The sequence below is a fragment of the Acinetobacter sp. PC34 genome (assembly GCF_051789135.1).
In the GTDB taxonomy this organism is placed as follows: Bacteria; Pseudomonadota; Gammaproteobacteria; order Pseudomonadales; family Moraxellaceae; genus Acinetobacter; species Acinetobacter johnsonii.
Genome location: NZ_CP196664.1, coordinates 832952 through 855995, shown reverse-complemented (window position 1 = coordinate 855995; position 23044 = coordinate 832952). Strand labels below are relative to the sequence as shown.

Here is a 23044-nt window from a genome sequence, read left to right as displayed (position 1 = left end):
ATTTTTGTATTTAGATTTACTTTTTAGTTTTACGACGTTTAGTAAAAGTCTCATTTAAACATGTTTGCATTTGTTCAAAATGACTCGGATCTTCTGATTTGGCTGCTTCACGCAGCATAATCGAGGTCGGATGTAGCAACTTCTGCGTCAAACGATGTGCAAACTCTTGCATCACCCGCTCCGGTTTTTCTCCTTTCGCAATCCGTGCCAGCGCTAGATCTAGTTCTTCTTGTCTTAAGTGTTCACCTTGCTGACGGTAAGCATGGATGGTTTCACCTGCGAGATTAACCTTCTGCTGGGTCACCAACTCCGTTGCTAGTTGGTTGACCATCACCTCAGCTTCAACCGCCGCCTGACGACGTTGAGCAAGGTTTTCATCAATCACCGACTGCAAGTCATCTACGCCATATAAATAGACGCCATCCAAACTTTCCACTTTCGGGTCGATATCACGCGGAACAGCCAAATCGACCATCAACATTTGTTGATAACGACGCTTTTTTAAGGCAGCTTTTACATCTGGATAATGAATCACTTGATGTAAACTACCGGTACAACTGGAAATGACATCTGCACGCGCTAAGTTATTAGCCAACTGATCAAACTCAATGATTTCCACATCTACACGATGGGCTATTTCTTGAGCCAAAGTTTCAGCCCGTTCACGGGTACGGTTACAAATGAGGATTTTTGCGACGCCCATTTCAGCCAAATGCTTCGCCACTAAGCTATTCATTTCGCCCGCAGCGACCACCATGACTGTCAACTTTTCAGGCTTACTAAACACTTGTAATGCAAGCTGAGCCACCGCGTAACCCATCGATACAGCATGACTACCCACAGCCGTTTCAGAGCGGACGCGTTTCGCCGCATAGAAAGCATATTCAAAAATTCGGTTTAAATGAGGAGAAACAGTATGAGCCGTCTTCGCTAGAGATAGTGCTGATTTAACCTGCCCCAAAATTTGCGGTTCACCAAGCATGAGTGAATCTAAACCGCTTGCAACACGCATTAAGTGAGTGACAGCCTGCGCATTTTCATAACGGTATACATGATTCAACAATTGTTTAACATCTATGCCATTTGCTTGGGCGAGCCAGTTTAATACCATATCTGAGTTTTCAGACATGGCATACACTTCTGTTCTGTTACACGTAGAGACCACTACCATTTCATTTAAGTCTTGGTTTTGGCCTTGTTGCTCAAGCAGTTGTGTTAACTTTTCAGGGTTAAATGCAATTTGCTCACGCAATTCTACGGAGGCGGTTTGATGGTTGACACCCAATGCAAAGAAAGACATATCAGATCATCATTTCGCTAAATTTATGCTATTGTGCAATAACGGTGTCATAAAAAGCATTACTTGGATCAAGAAAAATTGCGTCAAACACATTGCCGACTGAGCGGCGCGAGAATTAAGCAATATTCTACCACATTCTTACTCGTCGGTAGCATGGCATCTAGTGCTCATCTTAGAGCAGCTGGAGATTTTTCGCTATCTAATTATGATGCAATTCAACAAAGTATGATTGCCGAATTTGCACTGGCTTATCAAGACAGCGCGACTGCCCTGCATAACTATACTGTGTTGGCGATTAAAAGTAATTCCACCACCATTAAACAGCGCGCTTTAAATATTGCCCTTGAACAAAATGACTTGCATGCCGCACTCGACATTGCAACGCATTGGGTGGTGCAAGAGCCTACCGATGTTCCAGCCTTATTTTATTTATCTCACATTGCACTCAAAGCACATGAATATGAACTTGCAGCTGAAACACTCGATAAAATTCTCAACATTGATGCCAATGCTGATTTAGAGCAAATCCTTGCGGGGATTGCCCCTGAAGAACCTGAAGATCAAGAAATTCTCATCCAAGCACTACGTTCAAGTAAGGAGCGGAACAATCCCTCTATTTTGGCATTGATTGCAGGTTTAGAGGCGCAAAATGGCCAGCTTGACCAAGCCCTAACCACCATCAATAAAGCCCTAAAAAAGCGCGGAAAAGTCACAGGCTACATCCTGATGAAAGCCAACTTACTCAGCGCACTCGGTCAAGAAGAAGAAACCCGTAATTGGTATGCAAAATCGAGTCGTAAACACCGTGACAATGTCGATGTCCGTTTAGCCGAAGCCAAATATCTGATTAAAATTAATGCGTCGAATGAGGCCTTAACCAAGCTTGAGAGCCTGATTAAAAAATGGCCTAACCAAGAAGAAGCCTTGTTTATTGCGGGGTTAACCAGTATTGACTTAAAAAAGTACGAAAAAGCGGAAAAATATCTGGTTGAACTACGTAATTCAGCCGAATATCAAAATGAAGCCTATTACTATCTAGCAGTGAATGCTGAACGAAAACAGCATTTTGAAACAGCCAAGGCCTACTATCGTCTAGTCGATGGTAGTCTGTATACCGTATCACGTCGTAGCCTCATCAGTATCTATACTCAGCAAAACAAACCCAATGATGCTTTGCGCTTTTTAACCCAAGAACGGGTGAACTATCCACAACATGCAAGTTTTTTGTATCAGGCGCAAGCCGATATTTTAAAGCGCATGAATAACAAAGCCGCAGCCATGCGACTGTTAGATGAGGCGATTAAGAACTTACCGGATGATCCTGAACTGATCTATTCTGAAGTGCTAATGTTGGATCCACATACGGATAAAGACAAACTTGAAAAGTTGCTAAACCAACTGTTAAGTATCGAGCCCAATAGCCCAACCTATCTCAATGCTTATGCATATACTTTAGCCTTGCAAAACAGACGCTTAGATGATGCACGTAGATTTGTTGAACATGCTTTAGAATATGCCCCTGAACAAGCCTCCATCTTAGACACCTTGGGCTTTATTTGTTACTTACAAAATGACTTTAGCACGTCAGCCAAAGTCTTAGAAAAAGCCTACCTCATCAGTGGTAGTGTCAATATTGGCGTGCGTTATGCGCGTTCAGTTTATATGCTCGGTGATCTGCAAAAATTCTCCACTGTGTTACAACAACTCAAACAAAAACACCCAAATGATCCTCAATTGGATCAACTCAATACTTTATTGTTACCCCAACAACTGAAAAAGAGCTCATAGTTTTTATGCGTATTTTCTCAAATCTGAGCTTAAGCTTACTTGCTGCAAGTAGCTTAGCACTAACAGGCTGTCAACAATTTACTAAACCACAGCTTGATCCAAACACTATACAAACCGAATCTGATCAACAATTTAGCTTACAGGGTAAAATTGGGGTGCGTACGCCTGAACAGACAGGCAGTGCTTTTTTCACATGGGTACAACAGCAACAAGAGTTTGATATTGAGCTCAGTGGAATTTTAGGCGTTGGTAAAACGCAAATTACTGGTCGTCCAGGTGAAGTTAGCCTGAATAGTGCTAAAACTGGCCTCATCCAAGCTGAAACTCCTGAAGAACTTTTAAAAACAGCAACAGGTTGGCAGGCACCCATCACCCATTTAGTCAATTGGGTTCAAGCCAAACCTGCAACAGTTCAAGCACAAATCCAACGTGACAGTGCCAAACGAGCGGTAAAGATCATTGAAGATGGTTGGAGCGTTGAGCTGAGCTATAACGAACAAGCCCATATGCCAAATCGGTTGATTTTAAAACAAGCACTTGAAAATGGTGCAGAAAACCGTATTACAATGGTCATTCAAAACCGCTAGTTTATCTCGTTATGATCCGTGTCCCTGCCCCATCAAAACTGAATTTGTTTTTACACATTACGGGTCGTCGTGAAAACGGCTACCACGAACTGCAAAGTATTTTCCAGTTGATCGATCTGTGTGATTGGTTAGAGTTTGAGCTCCGTACAGATCAAGAAATTCATATTGAAGGCTTAAACAGTGTCGATTTGAGTCAAAATTTGATTTATAAGGCGACGCAGATACTTAAGCCGTATGCACAAACAGCCACCGGTTTATCCATTCGTCTTGAAAAAAATATTCCGATGGGTGCAGGCTTAGGTGGTGGTTCATCGGATGCTGCAACGACATTAATCGTAGTCAATCAACTGTGGCAGTGCGGGCTAAATACTGAGCAATTAGCAGACTTGGGTGTTCAGTTAGGCGCAGACGTTCCCATCTTTGTCCATGGTCGCAATGCTTGGGCTGAAGGCATAGGTGAGCACTTAACATTCATAGACTTAGATCAAAAACAATACATTGTGTTAAAACCTGATTGTTTTATCAGCACTCAATTGCTTTTTTCACAAAAAACATTGACAAGAAACACGAAGAGCTCTAAATTTTGCGCCTATCAGTTAAAGCCATCTGATTTTGGAAATAATTTTGAGCCTTTGGCAAGAAGTTTATATCCAGAAGTAGATGAAGCGATGCAATATCTCGACCAGTTCGGTGTTGCAAAACTTACAGGTACAGGTGCTTGTGTTTTTGCTGAAGTAACGAGTGATATGAACATTGATGATGTTCTTGCAAATGCACCATGTAAAGCTTACTTGGTCAACAGCTTGAATGAATCACCAATAAGACATTTCCACGTTACCTGATAGGGGTATCGCCAAGTGGTAAGGCACCGGTTTTTGATATCGGCATCCGTTGGTTCGAATCCAGCTACCCCTGCCATTTTATTTCACCTGTAGATGACTGTACTAGGGGTATCGCCAAGTGGTAAGGCACCGGTTTTTGATATCGGCATCCGTTGGTTCGAATCCAGCTACCCCTGCCATTTTACAGTAATCAAATTTAGGGGTATCGCCAAGTGGTAAGGCACCGGTTTTTGATATCGGCATCCGTTGGTTCGAATCCAGCTACCCCTGCCATTTTCCAAAAAAGACAGAGCAACACTTTGCTGTTCTACTGTTAATTTACCTTGACAGAATGACGCAAAAATATTAAAGTTCTGCCGCATTAGGGGTATCGCCAAGTGGTAAGGCACCGGTTTTTGATATCGGCATCCGTTGGTTCGAATCCAGCTACCCCTGCCATCTAATTCCTAAATTGCCAACCGCCAAGGGTGCTTCATGCCCAATCTTGTCGTTTTTAGTGGATCTGCACATCCACAATTCGCCCAAAAAGTCGTAAGCCACTTGCACATCCCTTTAGGTGCTGCATCTATTGGTCAATTTTCTGACGGTGAAATTGCTGTCGAAATTACTGAAAATGTTCGTGGTAAAGACGTATTTATCGTACAACCTACTTGTGCCCCAACGAATGATAACCTGATGGAAATCCTCGTTATGGCTGATGCTTTGCGTCGTGCAAGTGCTGGTCGTATTACCGCAGTGATTCCTTATTTCGGTTATGCGCGTCAAGACCGTCGTCCTCGTTCATCACGTGTTCCAATTACTGCAAAAGTTGTCGCAGATATGCTGACAACTGTAGGAATTGATCGTGTGGTAATGATCGACCTTCACGCTGACCAAATCCAAGGTTTCTTCGATATCCCTGTAGACAACATCTACGGTACACCAGCGCTTTTAGCTGACCTTCGTCAACAATCACATGATAACCTCATGGTGGTTTCTCCTGACGTTGGCGGTGTCGTTCGTGCACGTGCTGTTGCTAAACAAATGGGCGATATTGACCTTGCTATCATCGACAAACGTCGTCAAAAGGCAAACGAATCACAAGTCATGCACTTGATTGGTGATGTTAAAGGCCGTGACTGCGTCATCGTAGATGACATGGTGGATACTGCAGGTACGTTATGTAAAGCTGCTGATGCATTGAAAACATTTGGTGCGCGCAAAGTGGTTGCTTATGCAACTCACCCTGTTTTATCAGGTAAAGCTATCGAAAACTTGAAAAACTCTGTGATTGATGAATTGGTTGTTACAGACACCATTCCTCTTTCTGAAGAAGCTCAAGCTCTTGGTAAGATTCGCCAAGTTTCAGTTGCGAGTATGGTTGCTGAAACAATTCGTCGTATTAACAACGAAGAATCTATTAGTGCAATGTTTGATTCTTATCTATAATATAGCGCTGAATTTTAAAAGCCCTGCCCAGTGCAGGGCTTTGTCTCACTAGGTCGGTCGCAGATCTAGTTTATTTAAAACTTAAATTAAGGATGTCTATCATGGCAAACTTCGTATTAAACGCTCAAGCGCGTGAAGCAGCTAACCAAGGGAAAGGTGCGAGCCGCCGCCTTCGTCACGCTGCTCAAGTTCCAGCTATCATCTACGGTGGTGCTGCTGAACCTGTAGCTGTTACTTTAGAACTTCGTGAGCTTGTTAAAGCTTTAGAAAACAACGCTTTCTTCGAAGAAGTTGTTGAAATCAAAGTTGGCGACAAAGTTGAAAGCGTTAAAATCAAAGCGTTACAACGTCACCCAGCTAAAAACACGCCTATGCACGCTGACTTCGTTCGCGCATAAGTGTTATTGGTGTAATTAGTGTCAAATATTTCACTGATTGTTGGTTTGGGCAACCCAGGTTCTGAGTATGCCCAAACCCGCCATAATGCAGGCTTTTGGTTTGTTGAACGCCTTGCAGAACAATATGGCATTACGCTTAAAAAAGACCCAAAATTCAATGGAATGAGTGGGCGTGGTAATATCGAAGGTCAAGACGTCCGTCTGCTATTACCCACAACCTTTATGAACCTTGTTGGTAAAAGTGTTGTTCCCTTCGCAAAATTCTACAATATTGCTCCAGAAGCAATACTGATTGCTCACGATGAACTGGATATGAACCCTGGTGTCATTCGCCTAAAAACAGGTGGTGGTCATGGTGGTCATAATGGTTTACGTGACATAGTCCCTCATATCGGTCCAAACTTCCATCGCTTACGCATTGGTATTGGTCACCCCGGTTCAAAAGAACGTGTTTCAGGACATGTCTTAAGCAAAGCACCAAGCAATGAACAAAATTTAATGGATGACGCAATCCATCACGCATTGGCTCGCACTAAAATGCTGGTGAATGGTGAGATTCAGCCTGCCATGAATCAAATCAATGCTTACAAACCAAACTGATTAGTCAAAAAAATGTTGAACCATGCTGCTTGCCATACTGTCATTTTAAAGGCAAAATGCGCTTGCCTGATTGCTTATCCAGCAAGTTCAGATTGATTCAACCATAAGATAACGATCTTAGGTCCACTCAGGAGACGCTAGCCATGCTATCTCGTTTATTAAAAGCAAAAATCCACCGTTGTGTTGTTACCCAAGCTGAACTTCATTATGAAGGTTCATGTGCAATCGATGGTCTTTTATTGGATTTAGCCGGTATCCGCGAATATGAAGAAATTCACATGTGGAACGTGACTAATGGTAAGCGTTTCAGTACCTATGCAATTCGTGGCGAAGAAGGTTCTGGCATCATTTCAGTCAATGGTGGTGCAGCACATCAGGCCGATGTAGGCGATTTAATGATTATTGCGACATTTGGTGATTTTACAGAAGCTGAAGCAAATGCACATAAACCACGTTTAGTTTATGCAAATCCAGACAATACTGTAAGTCACATGGCAAACTGTATTCCAGTCCAAGTGGCTTAAGCCCAATAGATTAAAAAAATCCGCTGCGTGCGGATTTTTTTATGAGCAGAATAATGCAATTGTATCAATTCTGAGTAGCACGAAACCCGCTCAACCAATCTCGTTTGCTCTCACAGCCTAAATCTTGTAGCTGATCACCTTTCAATGCCGTGAGTATCGCACTGCCCTGCTCATCGACTTTAAACTCAGCATATTCTGCCTGCTGATAACAATCCGCTAAACCTTCTGCAAACAAAAAACTTCTCGACGCAGGATAAAGCTCGCTATATCGATTATTCGGGTTTTGTAAAATCAGTCGGGCTGTACGAACATTTTTCGGCAACTCAAAATAGCTATGTATCACGCGCCTCTGTGAATCGAGTTCAACATAAGTGAGCACCGAAGATTTGTTCTTAATCACTTCATCAAAATAATGACCTGAAAAAATCTGATCTTCTTGATTGATGTTTGCTTGGCTGGTGCTTTCTGGACTCAAATGTTGAGGCGCAAAATAAAGTTGATAATTCAGCGCCATATAATCCCCCTGAATAATCGAACGCGGGTCTACAGGTTGCAAACGCACATACATGGTTTGACTATTATTTAAGTGCCATTCATTTTTAAAAATTAAGCCTAGAAATACCGCGATGCTGAGTAATGCCAAAGCAAGAGGAGTCATTTTCTTCATATGCCGAACTCCTCTTTTTGCTTAAATAGCATCAAGCTCAAGGTCAGCAAGAGCAACATCAGACCTGACAGTAACATGCTTAAACTTTTAATCAAAAAAGTTACATCGAGGGAATAATATAAAAACCCTAAAATTACAGCGAAAGTTGCCAGCGCAAATCCATAGATCACTTTATCTTGTGTTTTTAATGCCCATGAAATGATGGCCAAACAAATAAAAATATCGAAATAACCATAATAAATTAGCCCAGTTGCAAAAGCAGTCAAAATAAAATGCGCAAATAAATGAAACTGGTTTTGAATATGTAAAAAGACAAACAGTACAAACCATAAAATCGGTAAGCCAAAAGTCAATATCGGAATGTGCTCAATTTTCGCTAATTCGTATTTCCCAAATAAAGTATAAAAACCCATAGAAAATAGAATAATGCCAAGTGCCGCAAGCAATAAACTGCGTTGATATTCAGTTGGCTGTATGAATTTTATGGCCAGAATTCCCAAATAAAAAACATAATTCCAAAGTGCTAAATAGACAAAATTTTCAACAATATTACGCCAACTGAGATATGCATTAATATCCCAAATACACGCTACACCTGCTGCATATAAACCCAAAACTTGAACAAAAACAAAGAACCAATGTGTTCGCATAAAATAAGCGAGTGCTAGCATCGCCAATTGTAAAAATAGAATAGGAAGAATGTGATTCATTAAATCAACGGTGTGAAAAATCACCGCAATTTGTCCTGCAACCCAGAGACAATAAGCAAATTGTCTTAAAAACAAACTTTGTTTAGCTTTCAATAAGTAAGCCGCCAAAGCCACAAAGACAACGCCCATAAGCAAAGAGAAATTTCCCCAAAAGGTCAGCATTAACGTAGCAAAGACGATGCCCGCAATCCAAGCTCCCACAGCAAGGGGAATAGCGTTGAACCGACTATGTGGAATAAATTTAATCAACATGTAAGTGATGAAAGCAAACCACGCAAAAATAATCAGTGCGATAAAAAATAATTCAACAATTTCATTCTGACCAAACCACTCCGTCACCGCCTTCACAATGATCAAGGTAAAGCTAATGCCCAAGCCAACGGCTGAAAGTGCACTACACAACTGATCTTTATTTTGATAATAGTAAACCAGTGAAATGCCCAACAAGATAAAAGACACGATGAAATAAAGAATGCTTTTATCCGCATAAAGATACATCGCCATATGCCAAATCGAGAGAACGGCAAACCACAGCAAGAATAAATAACGAAGTTTCGAATAATATTTATTGCAGAAATAGAATTGAATCAGCGCAAATACATGAATACTGATTAAAAAGAGATCTGGATATTGATCCCCCCAAAAGGTTTGGATAAAAAACAGAAACAACGCCAACTGGCTGGTAATACATAAAAGGAAAAACATCCCGATATTCGGGCGATATAACCACGGTAAAAGCAGCACAGACCAAAGTAAAAATAATAAATAGCTGTCAGCACCCGTTTGATAAATTTGACCAATCACAGCCAGAATTAAACCAATCATCAAACCACAGATACTATGTAAACACTGCACTAGAAAATCATGTTTTGTCAGCCACAAACTGCAAACCGCACTGAGGAATAATAACAACTGGGGAATAGCCAGCTGAATATTGTGTGGCAACATAAACCAATTGGCGGCAACCAAATACAATATACTGATCGCGATGAGGGTAAAACCAAAAACTTGCAGATGCTTTATGAAGGATTCAGCACTCCAAGGGTAATCATATTGTTGAATTTTGATCAATTCTAACTCCTCACTCTTATTTTTATCTTGATCATTTCAAACCATTCAAACTATAGAAAAACTTCTTATTCATGTTTATGGTTTTTCTCAGATATTCATTTTTGAACATTAAACTCATACTAAGTGAAATCATACATAGAGAGTGTTGGTCTTTAGCAAACCAATAACATAAACAACGCTATAGCAAAAATTGTTCTATGTATAAAACTGATCATTCTAAAACTCCCCCTGTTTTTCTAAATATTTAGCACTATAATGGGCTTACATCGCTTCAGGGCGGGGTGCAATTCCCCACCGGTGGTAAGTTCAGTTTGAATGACTCAGACTGAATCAGCCCACGAGCCAGCCAAGCAGAAATCATCTATTTGGCTCGCAGATTTGGTTCAATTCCAAAGCCGACGGTATAGTCCGGATGAAAGAAGACGACGTGACCAATAGAATCGCAGGTGCAAACCTATGAGGATTTATTGCTACGCCAATTTTTCAAAGTCCTGAAATGTTCAACCGTACTTCAATTTTACGCGAGCGTTTCAATGTCTAGTTTGATTCAACCCGAAATTTTCTTTTCAGCCCTTTCTCCAGCTGAACAACGTATTCAACAAGCTTTAGAAGATATCCGCCAAGGCAAACCCGTTTTGGTGATGGATGACTTTGACCGTGAAAACGAAGCCGACCTCATTGTGGCTGCTGAAACCCTCACCGTCGAAACAATGGCACGTATGATTCGTGATGGTTCTGGTATTGTATGTTTATGTCTGACCGATGAACTGGCCGATCACTTAGAGCTTGTGCCTATGGTGTCAGATAACTCAAGTCAGTTTAAAACTGCATTCACGGTGACCATTGAAGCTGCAACTGGCGTGACCACAGGTGTGTCTGCGCAAGATCGTACCACCACAGTCAAAGCAGCAATTAAAGATGGGGCTGTTGCCAGCGACTTAAATCGCCCTGGTCATGTCTTCCCTCTTCGTGCACGCCAAGGCGGTGTGCTCACCCGTCGCGGTCATACCGAAGGGACCATCGATTTAGCTCGTTTAGCAGGCTTGAAGCCGGCAGGTGTCTTGTGTGAACTGACTAATGCCGATGGGACTATGGCCTCTGGCATTCAAGTGTTGGCATATGCGCAAACGCATCAGTTGACGGTGATCACCATTGAAGAATTGGCGCAATATCGCATTAAACACGGAGTTTAATTTTCAGGCTCCCGATCAAAAAAGCCTCCATATTGGAGGCTTTTTTTATGCAATACCATCAGCATCAAACAAACACAGTATAAATACCATAGAGCGCAATACTGACCAATATCGCACCACAAACGCTTAATAACTTATTGTACAAAGCGGACTGCGATAGTTTATTAAAACCCAAATAAACCAAAGACAACGTGCTGAAGTCTAGAATAATCCAGAGAATGGTCAATAGTACAAGGCTGACATCAACATCACTGGTTACCCCAATGAATTGTGGGAAAAATGAAGCAAAGAAAATAATATCCTTCGGATTCGAAATACCCACCAAAAAACCTTGCTTAAAGCCCCCCTGCACCGCCTTTAGTTGCACAGGTGATGTTTCTGTTTCTTGTACAATGGCTTCTTTTAAAATTTGAAAGCCAAGATAAGCAATATATACGCAGCCTAAAATCTTAATCGCATTTAACCAATGCTCTGCAATGTTTAAAAAGCCTTTTAAGATGAGCACAGATAGTACAATGAGAACCAAAGAGGCTAAATTCGTCCCAAAAATGGTTTTTAAGGCTTGTTTATATCCACCTTTTAGACCTGCACTGGCAACCAACAACATCACTGGGCCAGGTGTTGCAATCATGACCACCACGGCCATGCAGTACAGCATCAGCTCAAATACATTGACCATCTAAAAAACCCTTTCCCCCAGTTACACTGGGCAACTATTGCAATAACCGCATATTATTTTTGACGCAAAAACAAAGAGAGCTTACTCATCTTCTACAGTCTGGATAAGATGTTGTCGAATCACGTCGGCGCGTAAAAATGCCAAGTCATAACTGGCGGTCGCCAGTGCAAGCACACGATGCTCAAATTCTTGCCAAATCGGTTTGACTTGTTCGGCTAGGATGCCTAAACCACTTTCTTCACTCAAGTTTTTATTCTTTTCACACACTTTTAATGCGTGGTATAGCTTGCGTCCTTTTGATGCATCTGAGCGTAAACGCACTCGTTTAGACAAAACAAACGCTTCCACCTGCTGTACATCTGCAAAAGGCAACATTGGGACTAAAATTTGATCGAGTTGCGCATCTAAACGCTGCCAGACTGAGCTATGCTGCTCAGCCGTGTAGGTATTCCACTGAATCACTTCATGATTAAAGCGACGACAACCACGACACACAGAATCACCAAATACCGTTGAACAACGCCCTGCACATGGGGTCAAAGAGGCAATTCGACGATCTGTACTCAAAACATACTCCTGTTAATAAACGCACCAAAACAAAACGGATTTTGTCTTTGGCAACTGAATATACACGCTCACCTACCACTTGAGAAGCCATTTAAAATGTTTACTTATCTCGCATCTTGATTCAATTCCATGTAAAATGTGCGCCTTAAAATTATCTATCAAAATACATTGGAGTACTCCATGAACGCTACTGTAGAACAGCTTGCACCTGTAGAACAGCAAGCGACGACTGGTTGGGTTGTTGCCGCACTTTATCAATTCAAAGAAGTTCAAGATCCTGCTGATCTTCAACAACGTCTTTTAGACTTGGTAAAAACCATCAACCTATGTGGTACTCTGATTGTAGCGGGCGAAGGCATTAATGGTACGGTTGCAGGCGATCGTGCCGCGATCGATATGATTCATCAATTCCTTCTGAATGAAGGTTTTAACGAAATGGAATACAAAGAGTCTGACAGTGCAGACAAACCATTTCGTAAAATGAAGATTAAACTTAAAAAAGAGATCGTGACTTTAGGCGTTGAAGTAAAGCCACGTGATTTAGTCGGTCACTACCTTGACCCGAAAGAATGGAATGACCTGATTGCTCGTGATGACGTCATTTTGATTGATACCCGTAATGACTATGAATACAAAGCTGGAACATTTAAAGGTGCTATTGACCCGAAAACAGAAAGCTTCCGCGAATTTCCAGAATACGTTAAACAAAACCTTGAACAGCACAAAGATAAAAAAATTGCGATGTTCTGTACAGGTGGTATCCGCTGTGAAAAATCGACCTCTCTTCTCCTTCAAGAAGGTTTCAACGAGGTTTATCACTTAAAAGGCGGCATCTTAAAATACTTAGAAGAAACCCCTGCTGAACAAAGTATGTGGGAAGGTGAATGTTTCGTTTTTGATGGCCGTACTGCAGTCACTCATGGTGTTGAAGAAGGCCTTAACATTAAGTGTCATGCTTGTGGTTGGCCACTTCTTCCTGCTGAAGCAGAAGAAGCTAGCTATGAACATGGTGTGTCATGCAAATACTGTATCGACAACACCACAGAAAAACAAAAAGAAGGCTTCCGTATGCGCCAGTCACAAATTGCTGCGGCTAAACGTAAACGCCTTTAAAATCATTCAGATGATTTAAGTCAAGAATAAGCCCTCATTTGAGGGCTTATTCTTTTATGCAGTTCGCATTTTTTAAAAATATTTAACAATTTTGTCACAACATTGAACTCAATCTGAGTCATACTGTATAAATAATAAGCTAAAGTGGTGTCCTGAAGGTCTCCACATAACAATAAAAATGACATGCCTAAACGACGAAAATAGGATGATTGCCATGCATAAAATAATCATGCCACGCCATCGCACACTGATTCGCAATGCCGCAGCAAACCGTATCGAGCAATATCACAGTACCAGCTTCAACCAAATCAAAGCCAAGCTTGAACAGCGCACGCATTTATTTATCGTGGTTTTGGGCATGTTGATTGGTTCAAGTATCGCGCTCGGCATTGGTTACCATCTAAGCTCAAATCTTTTAAATTATACATTGCTCAGCTTAATCCCAGTTGCGCTGGCCTATAGCTTACGTAAAGTCTATATTCACACGCTAACCCATACCCGTTTCGATGAATAGAAAACAATACATTTCAATTCTTTACCCACATGCGATAAGTCCTTAAGATAACTTATCGCATTTATTTTTATGGTCTATATGAACCTCACTGCATGGATCATCTCCGTCATGGAACAATTGGGTTATTGGGGAATAGCCTTACTCATGTTTCTTGATAATGTTTTTCCGCCCATTCCTTCTGAAATTATCATGCCTTCGGCAGGTTATGCCGCATCACAAGGCGAGTTGGTTTTAATTGGGGTCATTATTGCAGGATGTATTGGTTCACTCTTTGCCGCAGCAGTGCTGTATTGGATCGGCTATCAATTTAAACAAGAGTACATTTTCAGATGGGTCGACCGCTATGGTAAATATCTATTTATCAAATCCGCCGATGTGAAAAAATCCTTAGATTGGTTTGAGCAGTATGGTCACCGTATTGTATTTTTTGGTCGTATGATTCCTGCGGTACGTTCACTGATTAGCATCCCTGCGGGGATGAGCCGTATGCCCTTTTGGAAGTTCATGTTTTATAGTGGACTCGGCACAATTATTTGGACAACATTTTTAGCAACAGTCGGTTATTACTTTGGTGAAAACCAAGCACTGATGCATCAAATTTTTAGCAAAGTCGGTTATGTCATTATTGCCATTGTCGCTGTGATTATCCTTTGGTTTTTATATCGCAGGCATTTGCGTAAAACACGCAGCTAATTTATTTTGGGGAAATACATGAAACACTATTTACTGCATTTTGCGGCGGTATATAGCATTGCTTTGGTGCTGTTAATCACCGTACTGGTCTTTGGTTTAAACCTTGGCGGTTTAACCTTAATTCCGACCTTAGTGGCTTGTGCACTGATTAGTGTCAGACACTTCGTAAAAAAAGAACACCGTGTTCCAAATAATCATGAAAAAATACAACTGGTTTGGAGTTCAAGTGCTGTCGCAATTATCGTCGGTAGTTTCTTTGTGCTGTTTTTAGTGCTGATGAATCCCAATGCTGAAGCCATTATGAAATCAGTCGATAATGCCGGCATTGGACTTACCGCTGTCGTTATGCTGTGTATGGTCGCGATTCATGGCGCTATTTTTCATATTGCCTATGGTTGGTACGCAGACTATTGTTTTAAAAAGTTGCCATAAAAAAGCACCTCGTTTGAGGTGTTTTTTATGCTCGATAGATAGCGATCACATGCGCACGTGATTAGTGCTTTTGAGCGGAAAGTGCCATTAACTTTGTTTGGCTAGCTCTCATTTCTTCAATCAACCAATCCTTAAAAATGACTTTATGCGGATCATCCTCAAAAGGAGATGCGGAAAGTAAATAATAAGCGGAGCCATCTTGCACAATCGGGGTAAGCATATCTAACATTTGAAAATCGAGCTCTTTTTCAACCATATAAGCTGAAACCACTGTTGCCCCCAACCCTTCTAAAGAGGCCTCTATGCACAAAACAACTGAGTCATCGGCGCTAAATGCTTATGACGCGATACATATACCATATGCTCATCTGCTATTTTTTCGCTATAAATGGCCTTGCCCCAGTCAAAATCATTGCGCCTTAAGGCCAAGTCGATGTTTTGCGCTTTAAAATCCGCTTCTCCACCCGCTGTTAACAAACTGATGTCAATCTCAGGATAACGTAGCTTAAATTGAACTAAACGCGGAATCAGCCATTTCATGGCGATGGTCGGCTCACAGGATAAGATTAAGCTCTTCTTCTCATTCTTCTTTTCTTTTGCCATCTGTACGAGACATTGGTCAATCTGAGGAAAGACCTGCTCACAACAATCAAACAGTGTTAAGCCATCTCCCGTCAGCTGTAACTTTTTGCCGTCACGAATAAATAAACGATGCCCCAGTGCCTCTTCCAAATTTTTTAACTGCTTACTGACCGCCCCTTGAGTGACAAAGAGTTTTTCAGCAGCGATGGTGACACTGTCATAACGGGCGACATAATAAAAAAACTTAAGAGAATTCAGTGATAAGCGCTCAATCATTCCAAAAACTCATCAATAAGCAATAATTAAAATCGATTTTCACTATAGCAAATATATGAAAAATATATAAATCCTTTTAATTCAACCCGAACAAGGATCAATGAGTGAATGAAATTATAGCGATTGCAATCATCACCCTACTTGCAGTCATCAGTCCTGGTGCTGACTTCGCTTTGGTCAGCCGAAATAGTTATCTATATGGGCGTAAACAAGGGATCTATACCGCATATGGTATTGCTTGTGCTGTATGGATCCACATTAGCTATAGTGTACTAGGGCTCAGCTTCTTAAAGCACTACATTCCAAACCTATTGCATATCATTCAATATATTGGCGCACTGTATCTGATGTATATCGGGTACAAAACATTTACCCAACAGCAAATTAGTGACCATGCCACTCATACCTTGCTGCGCCCACGGCAAGCATTTATACAAGGTTTTCTAGGCAACAGCTTAAATCCCAAAACTACGCTTTTTGTGATGAGCATCTTTGCACAGTTACTGCGAGGCAATCATGGTCTGATGCATTTAATCGGTTATGGCATGTTTATCTCGGCCAGTCATCTGCTGTGGTTTTTGCTCATTTCACTATTCTGCTCTACCCCAGTGATCCGAAATAAAATTTTACGCAAACAAGTGAGTATTAACCGTTTCATCGGTACCGTACTCGCAACTTTAGGGTTTTGCTTATTACTCACAAACTAAGCATGAGTGGTACCTGCATTTAAACCCTACAATTTGGGCATAAAAAAACGTCCTCTAGGGACGTTTTTTTATTTGCTTGCTAATGCCTGCGTCGCTGATGTCACGACACAAGAACAATTATGCTGGCGTATGATACATGAGATAAAGTTCGTTTAAGTTCTCTGGAATTTCTTCTGCAAGCTCATCCATTAACTGACCGTTACGACGGAAAGTTTCCATTTGCGGATCTTCTTCATCAATCCCACTAAATACCATAATTGGTAAAGTAAGATCGACCAGTTGCTCTTCAAACTCAGGCGTGAACCATGCATCTTCATTGAGGAACATTGCATCGACAAAACCAACGCTCCAATCCCCTAGACTTGACTCAACATCTGCCTCTTCAATTTCAAAAGGAAATTCAATCCCTTCTTCATTGGCAAGGTTTTGACGAATAGACTCAAGCCAAGCTTTCACTTGCGCGATGATCTCGGCAGGCACTTTCTTTTGATTATTATCAAAAAGTTCATCCAACCATTTTGCAAAAGTAGGACCAACTGCAATTGCACACAAAAAACCATGAGTCGCTGCAAAATCTAGACCATACTCATTTTGGTCACCATCTAGATATTCACTCAATAAGTCTAAATCTAAAGCACTCATTTCAAATCCAAATTCAGAAACTGATTAGGGCATTAGCATAGCATTTTCAGACACGATGCTACATCTGATTTTAGTCTTCTTCGTCGTCAAAATCGTCGTCATCGTCGATGTCGTAATCAAAATCTTTAAGCTCACGTTCCAAACGGCGCTGTGCAAGAAGGTCATCAATCAGGCGACGTTTTTCTAATGATTCTTTCGCACTAATTTTACTTGATGACTCATCAAAATTAACATCATCATCAGCGTAGTTATCATCTAGTTCAAAATCTGTAGAAGACACTAAAACTACCTCATAGTGAAAAAATGTGAAGGGTCTTAGCCGCTATTTATATGGGTTCTAGAACCTTGTCAAGTTTTATTTGCATTTAGAGCAATTAATTTGATTTTTAGTCTTTATTTCTAACCAATTTTTATGGCATGATATAATCCACCCTGCGTCTTTGTAGTTTACGACTTTAAATGGTCACATAAAATCCAAATTGTTCAGATTTCAAATTTGGGTTTTGAACTTGAGTACGCTCGGGATGAACTTGAAAACAACAAATTCACCCCCATCTAAATCACTGAATTTATATTTTTAATATTTTATCAGGCAGCTTTTGGCTGACTATCCCTGATGGAATACGCAGTTATTTACAAATAAGTTTATGAAGCGAATTGTGCCCAGATGCACAGTTTTCCACTGCCACAGATTCAACGAAGAGTAAGCAAAGATGAGCGATATGACTTCCCCTACTTCACAAGTAGCGGCTCTGATTAGCCGAGGCAAAGAGCAAGGTTACCTAACTTACGCTGAGGTTAACGATCATCTCCCAGACTCGATCACTGAAAGCGAACAGATTGAAGACATTATTCAAATGCTTCAAGACGTCGGTATTCCTGTGCACGAACGTGCACCTGAATCTGATGATGCAATGTTTGAAGGTGGTAATGAAGCTGCCGATGAAGTTGCTGAAGAAGAAGCCGCTGCTGTTCTTGCCTCTGTAGAAAATGAGCCTGGTCGTACCACTGACCCTGTCCGCATGTATATGCGTGAAATGGGTACTGTTGAACTGTTGACGCGCGAAGGCGAAATCAGTATTGCAAAACGTATTGAAGAAGGGATTCGTGACGTTCTTCACTCGATTGCTTACTGGCCAAATGCGGTTGAAGTGGTATTACAAGAATACAAAGATTATGAAGCGGGCGAACGTCGTCTTGCGGACATCCTTTCAGGTTATTTAGACCCTGAAACCGATGAAGCTATTCCAGAAGTCCTCGAAGAAGAGTCTGAAATTGATGAAGAAGAAGACTCTTCAACCAAATCAACCAAAGATGTAAAATTGGATGATGATGAGGAAGAAGAAGAGTCTGAAAGTGATGATGATTCTGAAGGTGAATCTGGCCCAGATCCTGAAATTGCCAAAGCGCGTTTTGACGAACTAACTGCTGCTTGGAAAAACACCCGAACCATCATCGAAAAACATGGTCGTTCAAGCAAAGAAGCAGAAGACGCTTTAGAGTCACTTGCAACTGTGTTTATGATGTTCAAATTTACACCACGTTTATTTGACATCATTTCAGAAATGATTCGTGGTACACATGAACAAATCCGTACCTCTGAACGTGAAGTAATGCGCTATGCAGTACGTCGTGGTCGTATGGATCGTACTCAATTCCGTACCTCTTTCCCAGGTCAAGAGTCAAACTTTGCTTGGTTAGATGAACAAATTGCGAAAGCTTCGCCAGACCAAAAAGGCTATCTTGAAAAAGTACGCCCTGACGTTTTAGCGTTCCAACAAAAAATTGCAGACATTGAAAAAGATTTGGGCCTTGATGTTAAAGGCATCAAAGAGATTTCAAAACGTATGGCTGTAGGCGAGGCGAAAGCACGCCGCGCGAAAAAAGAAATGGTTGAAGCGAACTTACGTTTGGTCATCTCGATTGCGAAAAAATACACCAACCGTGGCTTACAATTCTTGGACTTGATCCAAGAAGGTAACATTGGTTTGATGAAAGCTGTAGACAAGTTTGAATACCGTCGTGGTTATAAGTTCTCGACTTATGCAACGTGGTGGATTCGTCAGGCCATTACTCGTTCGATTGCCGACCAAGCACGTACCATTCGTATTCCAGTACACATGATCGAAACCATTAATAAGATCAACCGTGTATCACGCCAACTTCTGCAAGAAATGGGACGTGAACCAACACCTGAAGAACTCGGTGAACGTTTGGAAATGGACGAAGTCAAAGTGCGTAAAGTGCTGAAAATCGCCAAAGAACCAATTTCGATGGAAACACCGATTGGCGATGATGAAGATTCGCATTTGGGTGACTTCATTGAAGACAGCAACATCACTTCACCTGTCGATGCTGCAACATCTGAAGGCTTAAAAGAAGCAACTCGTGAAGTGCTTGAAAACTTGACTGAACGTGAAGCGAAAGTCTTGAAAATGCGTTTTGGTATCGACATGCCAACGGACCATACTTTGGAAGAAGTAGGTAAACAGTTTGACGTGACGCGCGAACGTATTCGTCAGATTGAAGCGAAAGCACTACGTAAATTACGTCACCCTTCTCGTTCTGAACACTTACGTTCATTCCTAGAAAACGACTAATTCATACCGATACATTGGAGACTTGAAATTTAATCTCGAGTCTCCATTAAGTATTTAAGAGCAACACCTAACGCCTGCAGTTTCGCAGGCGTTTGAAATAAGGGGGACTGACGCTCATGACTATGTTAGACCGTACACCATCACGTGAATTACAAGAACATCTTTGGGTATTCCCTATGGACTACCCGATCAAACTCATTGGCTTTGCCAGCACTGAGTTACATGTTGCAGTGGTTGAAATTTTAGTCAAACATTTCCCAGAATTTGATGGTGAATCGATCCAAGTCCAGCCATCACGCACAGGTAAATACCATTCTTTAACTGCTCAATTGCGTTTTGAAGAATTAGAACAAGTTCATCAACTGTATGCAGACCTTGCGGCTTGTCCGTTAATTAAAACGGCGCTGTAATTCAAATGATGTATCAATGAGACACGCTTACGAGCGTGTTTTTTTGTGCCTAAATTTTTGATCTATTGAATTCAGCTTATTCACTGAAGAAATCCCCCTACGCTCTAGATCTTTTCTTTATAATTTCAGACATACTTTTTGTTTTATAAGGACGCAAGTGCCGTGTCAGATGCCGTTCTCAAACCACAACTCATTATTCGCCAGTTTGATAATTTAACTTCATATGCTGACCGCTTTGTAGAAATGAAAGCACTGACTGAACAACGAGATGCAGACACACCAGATGAACTTTGGATTTTGCAACATCATGACGTGCTCACCCAAGGTCAAGCTGGAAAACCTGAACACATCCTCATGAGCAGCAACATTCCCGTGGTACAAACGGATCGCGGGGGGCAAGTCACTTGGCATGGTCCTGGTCAGTTGGTTGCCTATTTTATGTTTGACCTCAACCGACTTGGTTGGAACGTCCGCACCTTGGTGTCTTATGCTGAAAACCTAATGATTGAGTTACTCAAAAAATATGAGATTGAAGCCTATGCCAAACCTGATGCACCCGGCGTGTATGTCGATGGACGCAAGATTGGCTCATTGGGTTTTAAAATTCGTAAAGGCCGCAGTTATCACGGTTTGTCCTTAAATATTGATTGTGACTTATTTGGGTTTCACACCATTAATCCATGCGGCTATGCGGGCTTAGAAATGGTGCGTATCTCAGACCTCAAACCAGACTACCCGCACTTTGAAAACTTATGTGCCGACATTATTGAAACTTTACAGCACAGCGGTTACTTTAAAGAAGTTCAAGTACAGCATATATAAAGGCTTTGCTTTTCATGGAAAAATAAATTAGAGTATTTACTCTAAACTAATAATTATTTTTAGAAAGGACAACAGCGAGTGATTAACGTAAATTCAGTGAAACCCGCTCTGCAATTGACCTATGTCAAACTTATGATGGATGTGATTGGCCGAGGATTGGTCATGGCCAGCCAAGTCGATAGTGAAATTCAGCAAGAAGTTGCAAAATTTCCAGCCAATTTCACCTTATCGATGAATGTTTTTCCAAACGGCCCGGCTTTTTTAGCCAAAGTGACCGAAAACCATCAACTCGAACTACTCACTCCGGGAAGTTTAAAGGCAGATTTAACCATCACCTTTAAACATCTAAGCCACGCCTTTTTGGTGTTTTCATTTCAAGAAAGTACAGCACAAGCTTTTGCACACGACCGTATGATTGCAGATGGCGATATTTCGTATGCGATTCGCCTCGTACGCTGTCTGAATAAAATGGAATCCTTGATTTTACCGAAAATGATCGCTGAACTTGCCGTCAAAGAATACCCAACTGAATTGGGCTTAAAAGAAAAACTCACTGGTGCTGCAAATATTTATCTCAAAGTAGCCCAATCATATTTAAAACGGAGTGCATAACATGGCGAAGCCTTATTACGAATTTTTCTGTCCTGTAAAAGTGATCGCTGGTCATGCTGCTTTAGAACACATTCCGTTTGAACTGGCAACATTAGGCGCAACCCGACCTTTAATCATTACCGACAAAGGTGTTCGTGCCAACAATTTACTTGCACCCATTGAAGCGGCTTTTGAGTCTACCGATGCGGTGATTGGTGCAATTTTTGATGATGTTCCACCCGATTCGAGCTTAGAGACGGTGCGTAAAGCGGCCAATTTATATCGTGAACATCAGTGCGATGCAATTATTGCTGTCGGTGGCGGATCGGTGATTGACACCTCGAAAGCCACCAATATTTTGGTATCTGAAGGTGGTGATGACTTACTCAAATACTCTGGGGCACACAACCTACCTAAACCACTCAAACCCTTTTTTGTGATCCCTACCACGTCAGGTACAGGTTCTGAAGTTACCATGGTTGCCGTGGTGTCTGATCCAGAGAAAAATGTCAAACTGCCATTCGCATCGTACTATCTAATGCCGCATGCTGCGATTCTCGATCCACGCATGACCCAAACCCTGCCACCGCACTTAACTGCGATGACCGCAATGGATGCCATGACCCATGCCATCGAAGCCTATACATGCATGGCACACAATCCGATTTCAGATGCCTATGCTACGGCAGCAATTAAAAAAGTCAGCAATCATTTGTTTAATGTGCTGGATAATCCAAGTGATGCCAACGGCCGCTTAGAATTGGCTCAAGCTTCGACCATGGCTGGCATTGCATTTTCAAACTCGATGGTGGGCCTTGTACACTCACTTGGACATGCCTTAGGTGCAGTTGCACACTTGCCGCATGGACTATGCATGAACCTGTTTCTCCCTTATGTCCTTGAATTTAACAAGGAAGTGAATGGTGACAAGATTGCAGAGCTCTTGTTACCGCTTGCAGGGCCAGACATTTATGCGCAGACCCCTGCTCACTTACGTGCAGACAAAGCTATCAGCACATTACTCACCATGCGTGATCGCTTATTTACCCTAACCAAGTTACCCCGTACCTTGAGTGAAACAGGAAAAGTAACCTTAGAACAACTCGATGAGGTCGCAGAAAAGGCCCTCAACGATGGTTCAATCATTTACAACCCGAAAGAAGCCAGCTTAAAAGATTTAAAAGCAATTTTAGAAAAAGCTTGGTAATTCATAAAAAATCAGCCAATATAGCGACAATCTTAGCCTGATGCTTTTTTAAACATCGGGCTTTTATTTGCCATAAGGAATAATGCTTTCCTTATACCTAT

The 23044-nt window shown here is 41.5% G+C and carries 25 protein-coding genes, 4 tRNA genes, 1 pseudogene and 1 riboswitch; of the genes and pseudogenes, 22 read left to right on the top strand and 8 right to left on the bottom strand.

Going from position 1 to position 23044, the window contains the following annotated elements; translation table 11 throughout:
- Window positions 1-16: 16 nt before the first annotated feature.
- Window positions 17-1300: a glutamyl-tRNA reductase gene (hemA, locus tag ACSC9N_RS04195; protein ID WP_010327304.1), complete on the bottom strand. Its 1284-nt coding sequence runs from the start codon at window positions 1298-1300 to the stop codon at window positions 17-19.
- Between the two features lie 78 nt (window positions 1301-1378).
- On the opposite strand from hemA, the gene ACSC9N_RS04190 reads away from it, so the two are divergent.
- The 11 genes from ACSC9N_RS04190 (at window position 1379) to panD (ending at window position 7467) form a co-directional block, all read left to right on the top strand.
- A complete protein-coding gene (locus ACSC9N_RS04190; RefSeq protein ID WP_029575087.1) occupies window positions 1379-3088 on the top strand; it encodes a hypothetical protein in 1710 nt (569 codons plus the stop codon).
- A gap of 5 nt (window positions 3089-3093) precedes the next feature.
- On the top strand, window positions 3094-3675 hold the full coding sequence (lolB, locus tag ACSC9N_RS04185) for a lipoprotein insertase outer membrane protein LolB (RefSeq protein WP_010327306.1): 582 nt from the start codon (window positions 3094-3096) through the stop codon (window positions 3673-3675).
- An 11-nt stretch (window positions 3676-3686) separates the two neighbouring features.
- Window positions 3687-4517: a 4-(cytidine 5'-diphospho)-2-C-methyl-D-erythritol kinase gene (gene ispE / locus ACSC9N_RS04180; RefSeq protein WP_010327307.1), complete on the top strand. Its 831-nt coding sequence runs from the start codon at window positions 3687-3689 to the stop codon at window positions 4515-4517.
- 1 nt (window position 4518) lies between these two features.
- Window positions 4519-4593 (top strand) — tRNA-Gln (locus ACSC9N_RS04175).
- A 28-nt stretch (window positions 4594-4621) separates the two neighbouring features.
- A tRNA-Gln gene (locus tag ACSC9N_RS04170) sits at window positions 4622-4696 on the top strand.
- A gap of 19 nt (window positions 4697-4715) precedes the next feature.
- Window positions 4716-4790 (top strand) — tRNA-Gln (locus ACSC9N_RS04165).
- A gap of 90 nt (window positions 4791-4880) precedes the next feature.
- Window positions 4881-4955, top strand: a tRNA-Gln gene (locus tag ACSC9N_RS04160).
- A 36-nt stretch (window positions 4956-4991) separates the two neighbouring features.
- A complete protein-coding gene (locus ACSC9N_RS04155) occupies window positions 4992-5945 on the top strand; it encodes a ribose-phosphate pyrophosphokinase (RefSeq protein WP_004695513.1) in 954 nt (317 codons plus the stop codon).
- Between the two features lie 101 nt (window positions 5946-6046).
- Complete coding sequence (gene rplY, locus ACSC9N_RS04150; protein WP_004695511.1) at window positions 6047-6343, top strand: 50S ribosomal protein L25; 297 nt, start codon at window positions 6047-6049, stop codon at window positions 6341-6343.
- An 18-nt stretch (window positions 6344-6361) separates the two neighbouring features.
- Window positions 6362-6943, top strand: coding sequence for an aminoacyl-tRNA hydrolase (gene pth, locus ACSC9N_RS04145; RefSeq protein WP_004695508.1), 582 nt, complete (start codon window positions 6362-6364; stop codon window positions 6941-6943).
- A 143-nt stretch (window positions 6944-7086) separates the two neighbouring features.
- The gene (gene panD, locus ACSC9N_RS04140; protein WP_004695506.1) at window positions 7087-7467 is read left to right on the top strand and encodes an aspartate 1-decarboxylase; all 381 of its coding nucleotides are present in this window, start codon (window positions 7087-7089) and stop codon (window positions 7465-7467) included.
- A 64-nt stretch (window positions 7468-7531) separates the two neighbouring features.
- Here panD and ACSC9N_RS04135 read toward each other — a convergent pair whose 3' ends face one another.
- Together ACSC9N_RS04135 and ACSC9N_RS04130 are read right to left on the bottom strand one after the other, a co-directional pair.
- Window positions 7532-8134 (bottom strand): GDYXXLXY domain-containing protein, encoded by a 603-nt coding sequence (locus tag ACSC9N_RS04135; protein WP_010327309.1) that lies wholly within the window; start codon window positions 8132-8134, stop codon window positions 7532-7534.
- Window positions 8131-9915: a DUF2157 domain-containing protein gene (locus tag ACSC9N_RS04130; protein ID WP_010327310.1), complete on the bottom strand. Its 1785-nt coding sequence runs from the start codon at window positions 9913-9915 to the stop codon at window positions 8131-8133. Before ACSC9N_RS04130 ends, ACSC9N_RS04135 begins: the two co-directional genes overlap by 4 nt.
- A 264-nt stretch (window positions 9916-10179) precedes the next feature.
- A riboswitch (FMN riboswitch) is annotated at window positions 10180-10343 on the top strand.
- A 105-nt stretch (window positions 10344-10448) separates the two neighbouring features.
- Between ACSC9N_RS04130 and ribB the strand changes: the two genes are divergently transcribed.
- Entirely contained in the window at window positions 10449-11108 is a 660-nt protein-coding gene (ribB, locus tag ACSC9N_RS04125; protein WP_010327312.1) for a 3,4-dihydroxy-2-butanone-4-phosphate synthase, read from the top strand.
- A 64-nt stretch (window positions 11109-11172) separates the two neighbouring features.
- Here the strand turns inward: ribB and ACSC9N_RS04120 are convergent, their stop codons facing one another.
- Together ACSC9N_RS04120 and ACSC9N_RS04115 are read right to left on the bottom strand one after the other, a co-directional pair.
- Window positions 11173-11787 carry a LysE family translocator gene (locus ACSC9N_RS04120; protein ID WP_010327313.1) on the bottom strand — a complete coding sequence of 205 codons (615 nt, stop codon included), beginning with the start codon at window positions 11785-11787 and terminating at the stop codon, window positions 11173-11175.
- A gap of 81 nt (window positions 11788-11868) precedes the next feature.
- Window positions 11869-12354 carry a DUF1289 domain-containing protein gene (locus ACSC9N_RS04115; protein WP_010327314.1) on the bottom strand — a complete coding sequence of 162 codons (486 nt, stop codon included), beginning with the start codon at window positions 12352-12354 and terminating at the stop codon, window positions 11869-11871.
- A gap of 180 nt (window positions 12355-12534) precedes the next feature.
- Here ACSC9N_RS04115 and trhO point away from each other — a divergent pair, with 180 nt between their 5' ends.
- The 4 genes from trhO (at window position 12535) to ACSC9N_RS04095 (ending at window position 15106) form a co-directional block, all read left to right on the top strand.
- Window positions 12535-13467, top strand: coding sequence for an oxygen-dependent tRNA uridine(34) hydroxylase TrhO (gene trhO, locus ACSC9N_RS04110; RefSeq protein WP_010327315.1), 933 nt, complete (start codon window positions 12535-12537; stop codon window positions 13465-13467).
- A gap of 214 nt (window positions 13468-13681) precedes the next feature.
- Window positions 13682-13981 (top strand): hypothetical protein, encoded by a 300-nt coding sequence (locus ACSC9N_RS04105; RefSeq protein WP_010327316.1) that lies wholly within the window; start codon window positions 13682-13684, stop codon window positions 13979-13981.
- 78 nt (window positions 13982-14059) lie between these two features.
- On the top strand, window positions 14060-14674 hold the full coding sequence (locus ACSC9N_RS04100; protein WP_026056455.1) for a DedA family protein: 615 nt from the start codon (window positions 14060-14062) through the stop codon (window positions 14672-14674).
- Window positions 14675-14692: 18 nt separating this feature from the next.
- Window positions 14693-15106 (top strand): ABZJ_00895 family protein, encoded by a 414-nt coding sequence (locus tag ACSC9N_RS04095; protein WP_010327317.1) that lies wholly within the window; start codon window positions 14693-14695, stop codon window positions 15104-15106.
- A 61-nt stretch (window positions 15107-15167) separates the two neighbouring features.
- Here ACSC9N_RS04095 and ACSC9N_RS04090 read toward each other — a convergent pair.
- Window positions 15168-15964, bottom strand: a pseudogene (locus ACSC9N_RS04090) (LysR family transcriptional regulator).
- 104 nt (window positions 15965-16068) lie between these two features.
- Here ACSC9N_RS04090 and ACSC9N_RS04085 point away from each other — a divergent pair.
- Window positions 16069-16671, top strand: coding sequence for a LysE family translocator (locus ACSC9N_RS04085; RefSeq protein WP_201706645.1), 603 nt, complete (start codon window positions 16069-16071; stop codon window positions 16669-16671).
- 117 nt (window positions 16672-16788) lie between these two features.
- Here the strand turns inward: ACSC9N_RS04085 and ACSC9N_RS04080 are convergent, their stop codons facing one another.
- Entirely contained in the window at window positions 16789-17313 is a 525-nt protein-coding gene (locus tag ACSC9N_RS04080) for a YecA/YgfB family protein (protein ID WP_004695482.1), read from the bottom strand.
- A 70-nt stretch (window positions 17314-17383) separates the two neighbouring features.
- Window positions 17384-17593, bottom strand: a complete 210-nt coding sequence (locus ACSC9N_RS04075) for a PA3496 family putative envelope integrity protein (RefSeq protein ID WP_004982817.1) — start codon at window positions 17591-17593, stop codon at window positions 17384-17386.
- Window positions 17594-18026: 433 nt separating this feature from the next.
- Between ACSC9N_RS04075 and rpoD the strand changes: the two genes are divergently transcribed.
- The 5 genes from rpoD (at window position 18027) to ACSC9N_RS04050 (ending at window position 22943) form a co-directional block, all read left to right on the top strand.
- Window positions 18027-19913, top strand: a complete 1887-nt coding sequence (gene rpoD / locus ACSC9N_RS04070) for an RNA polymerase sigma factor RpoD (RefSeq protein WP_114837041.1) — start codon at window positions 18027-18029, stop codon at window positions 19911-19913.
- A gap of 122 nt (window positions 19914-20035) precedes the next feature.
- A complete protein-coding gene (locus ACSC9N_RS04065) occupies window positions 20036-20323 on the top strand; it encodes a YbeD family protein (protein WP_010327321.1) in 288 nt (95 codons plus the stop codon).
- Between the two features lie 162 nt (window positions 20324-20485).
- Window positions 20486-21145 (top strand): lipoyl(octanoyl) transferase LipB, encoded by a 660-nt coding sequence (gene lipB / locus ACSC9N_RS04060; protein WP_010327322.1) that lies wholly within the window; start codon window positions 20486-20488, stop codon window positions 21143-21145.
- Between the two features lie 132 nt (window positions 21146-21277).
- Window positions 21278-21757, top strand: a complete 480-nt coding sequence (locus ACSC9N_RS04055) for a hypothetical protein (RefSeq protein ID WP_171518820.1) — start codon at window positions 21278-21280, stop codon at window positions 21755-21757.
- A 1-nt stretch (window position 21758) separates the two neighbouring features.
- Window positions 21759-22943, top strand: coding sequence for an iron-containing alcohol dehydrogenase (locus tag ACSC9N_RS04050; protein ID WP_010327324.1), 1185 nt, complete (start codon window positions 21759-21761; stop codon window positions 22941-22943).
- The last annotated feature ends 101 nt before the right edge of the window (window positions 22944-23044 follow it).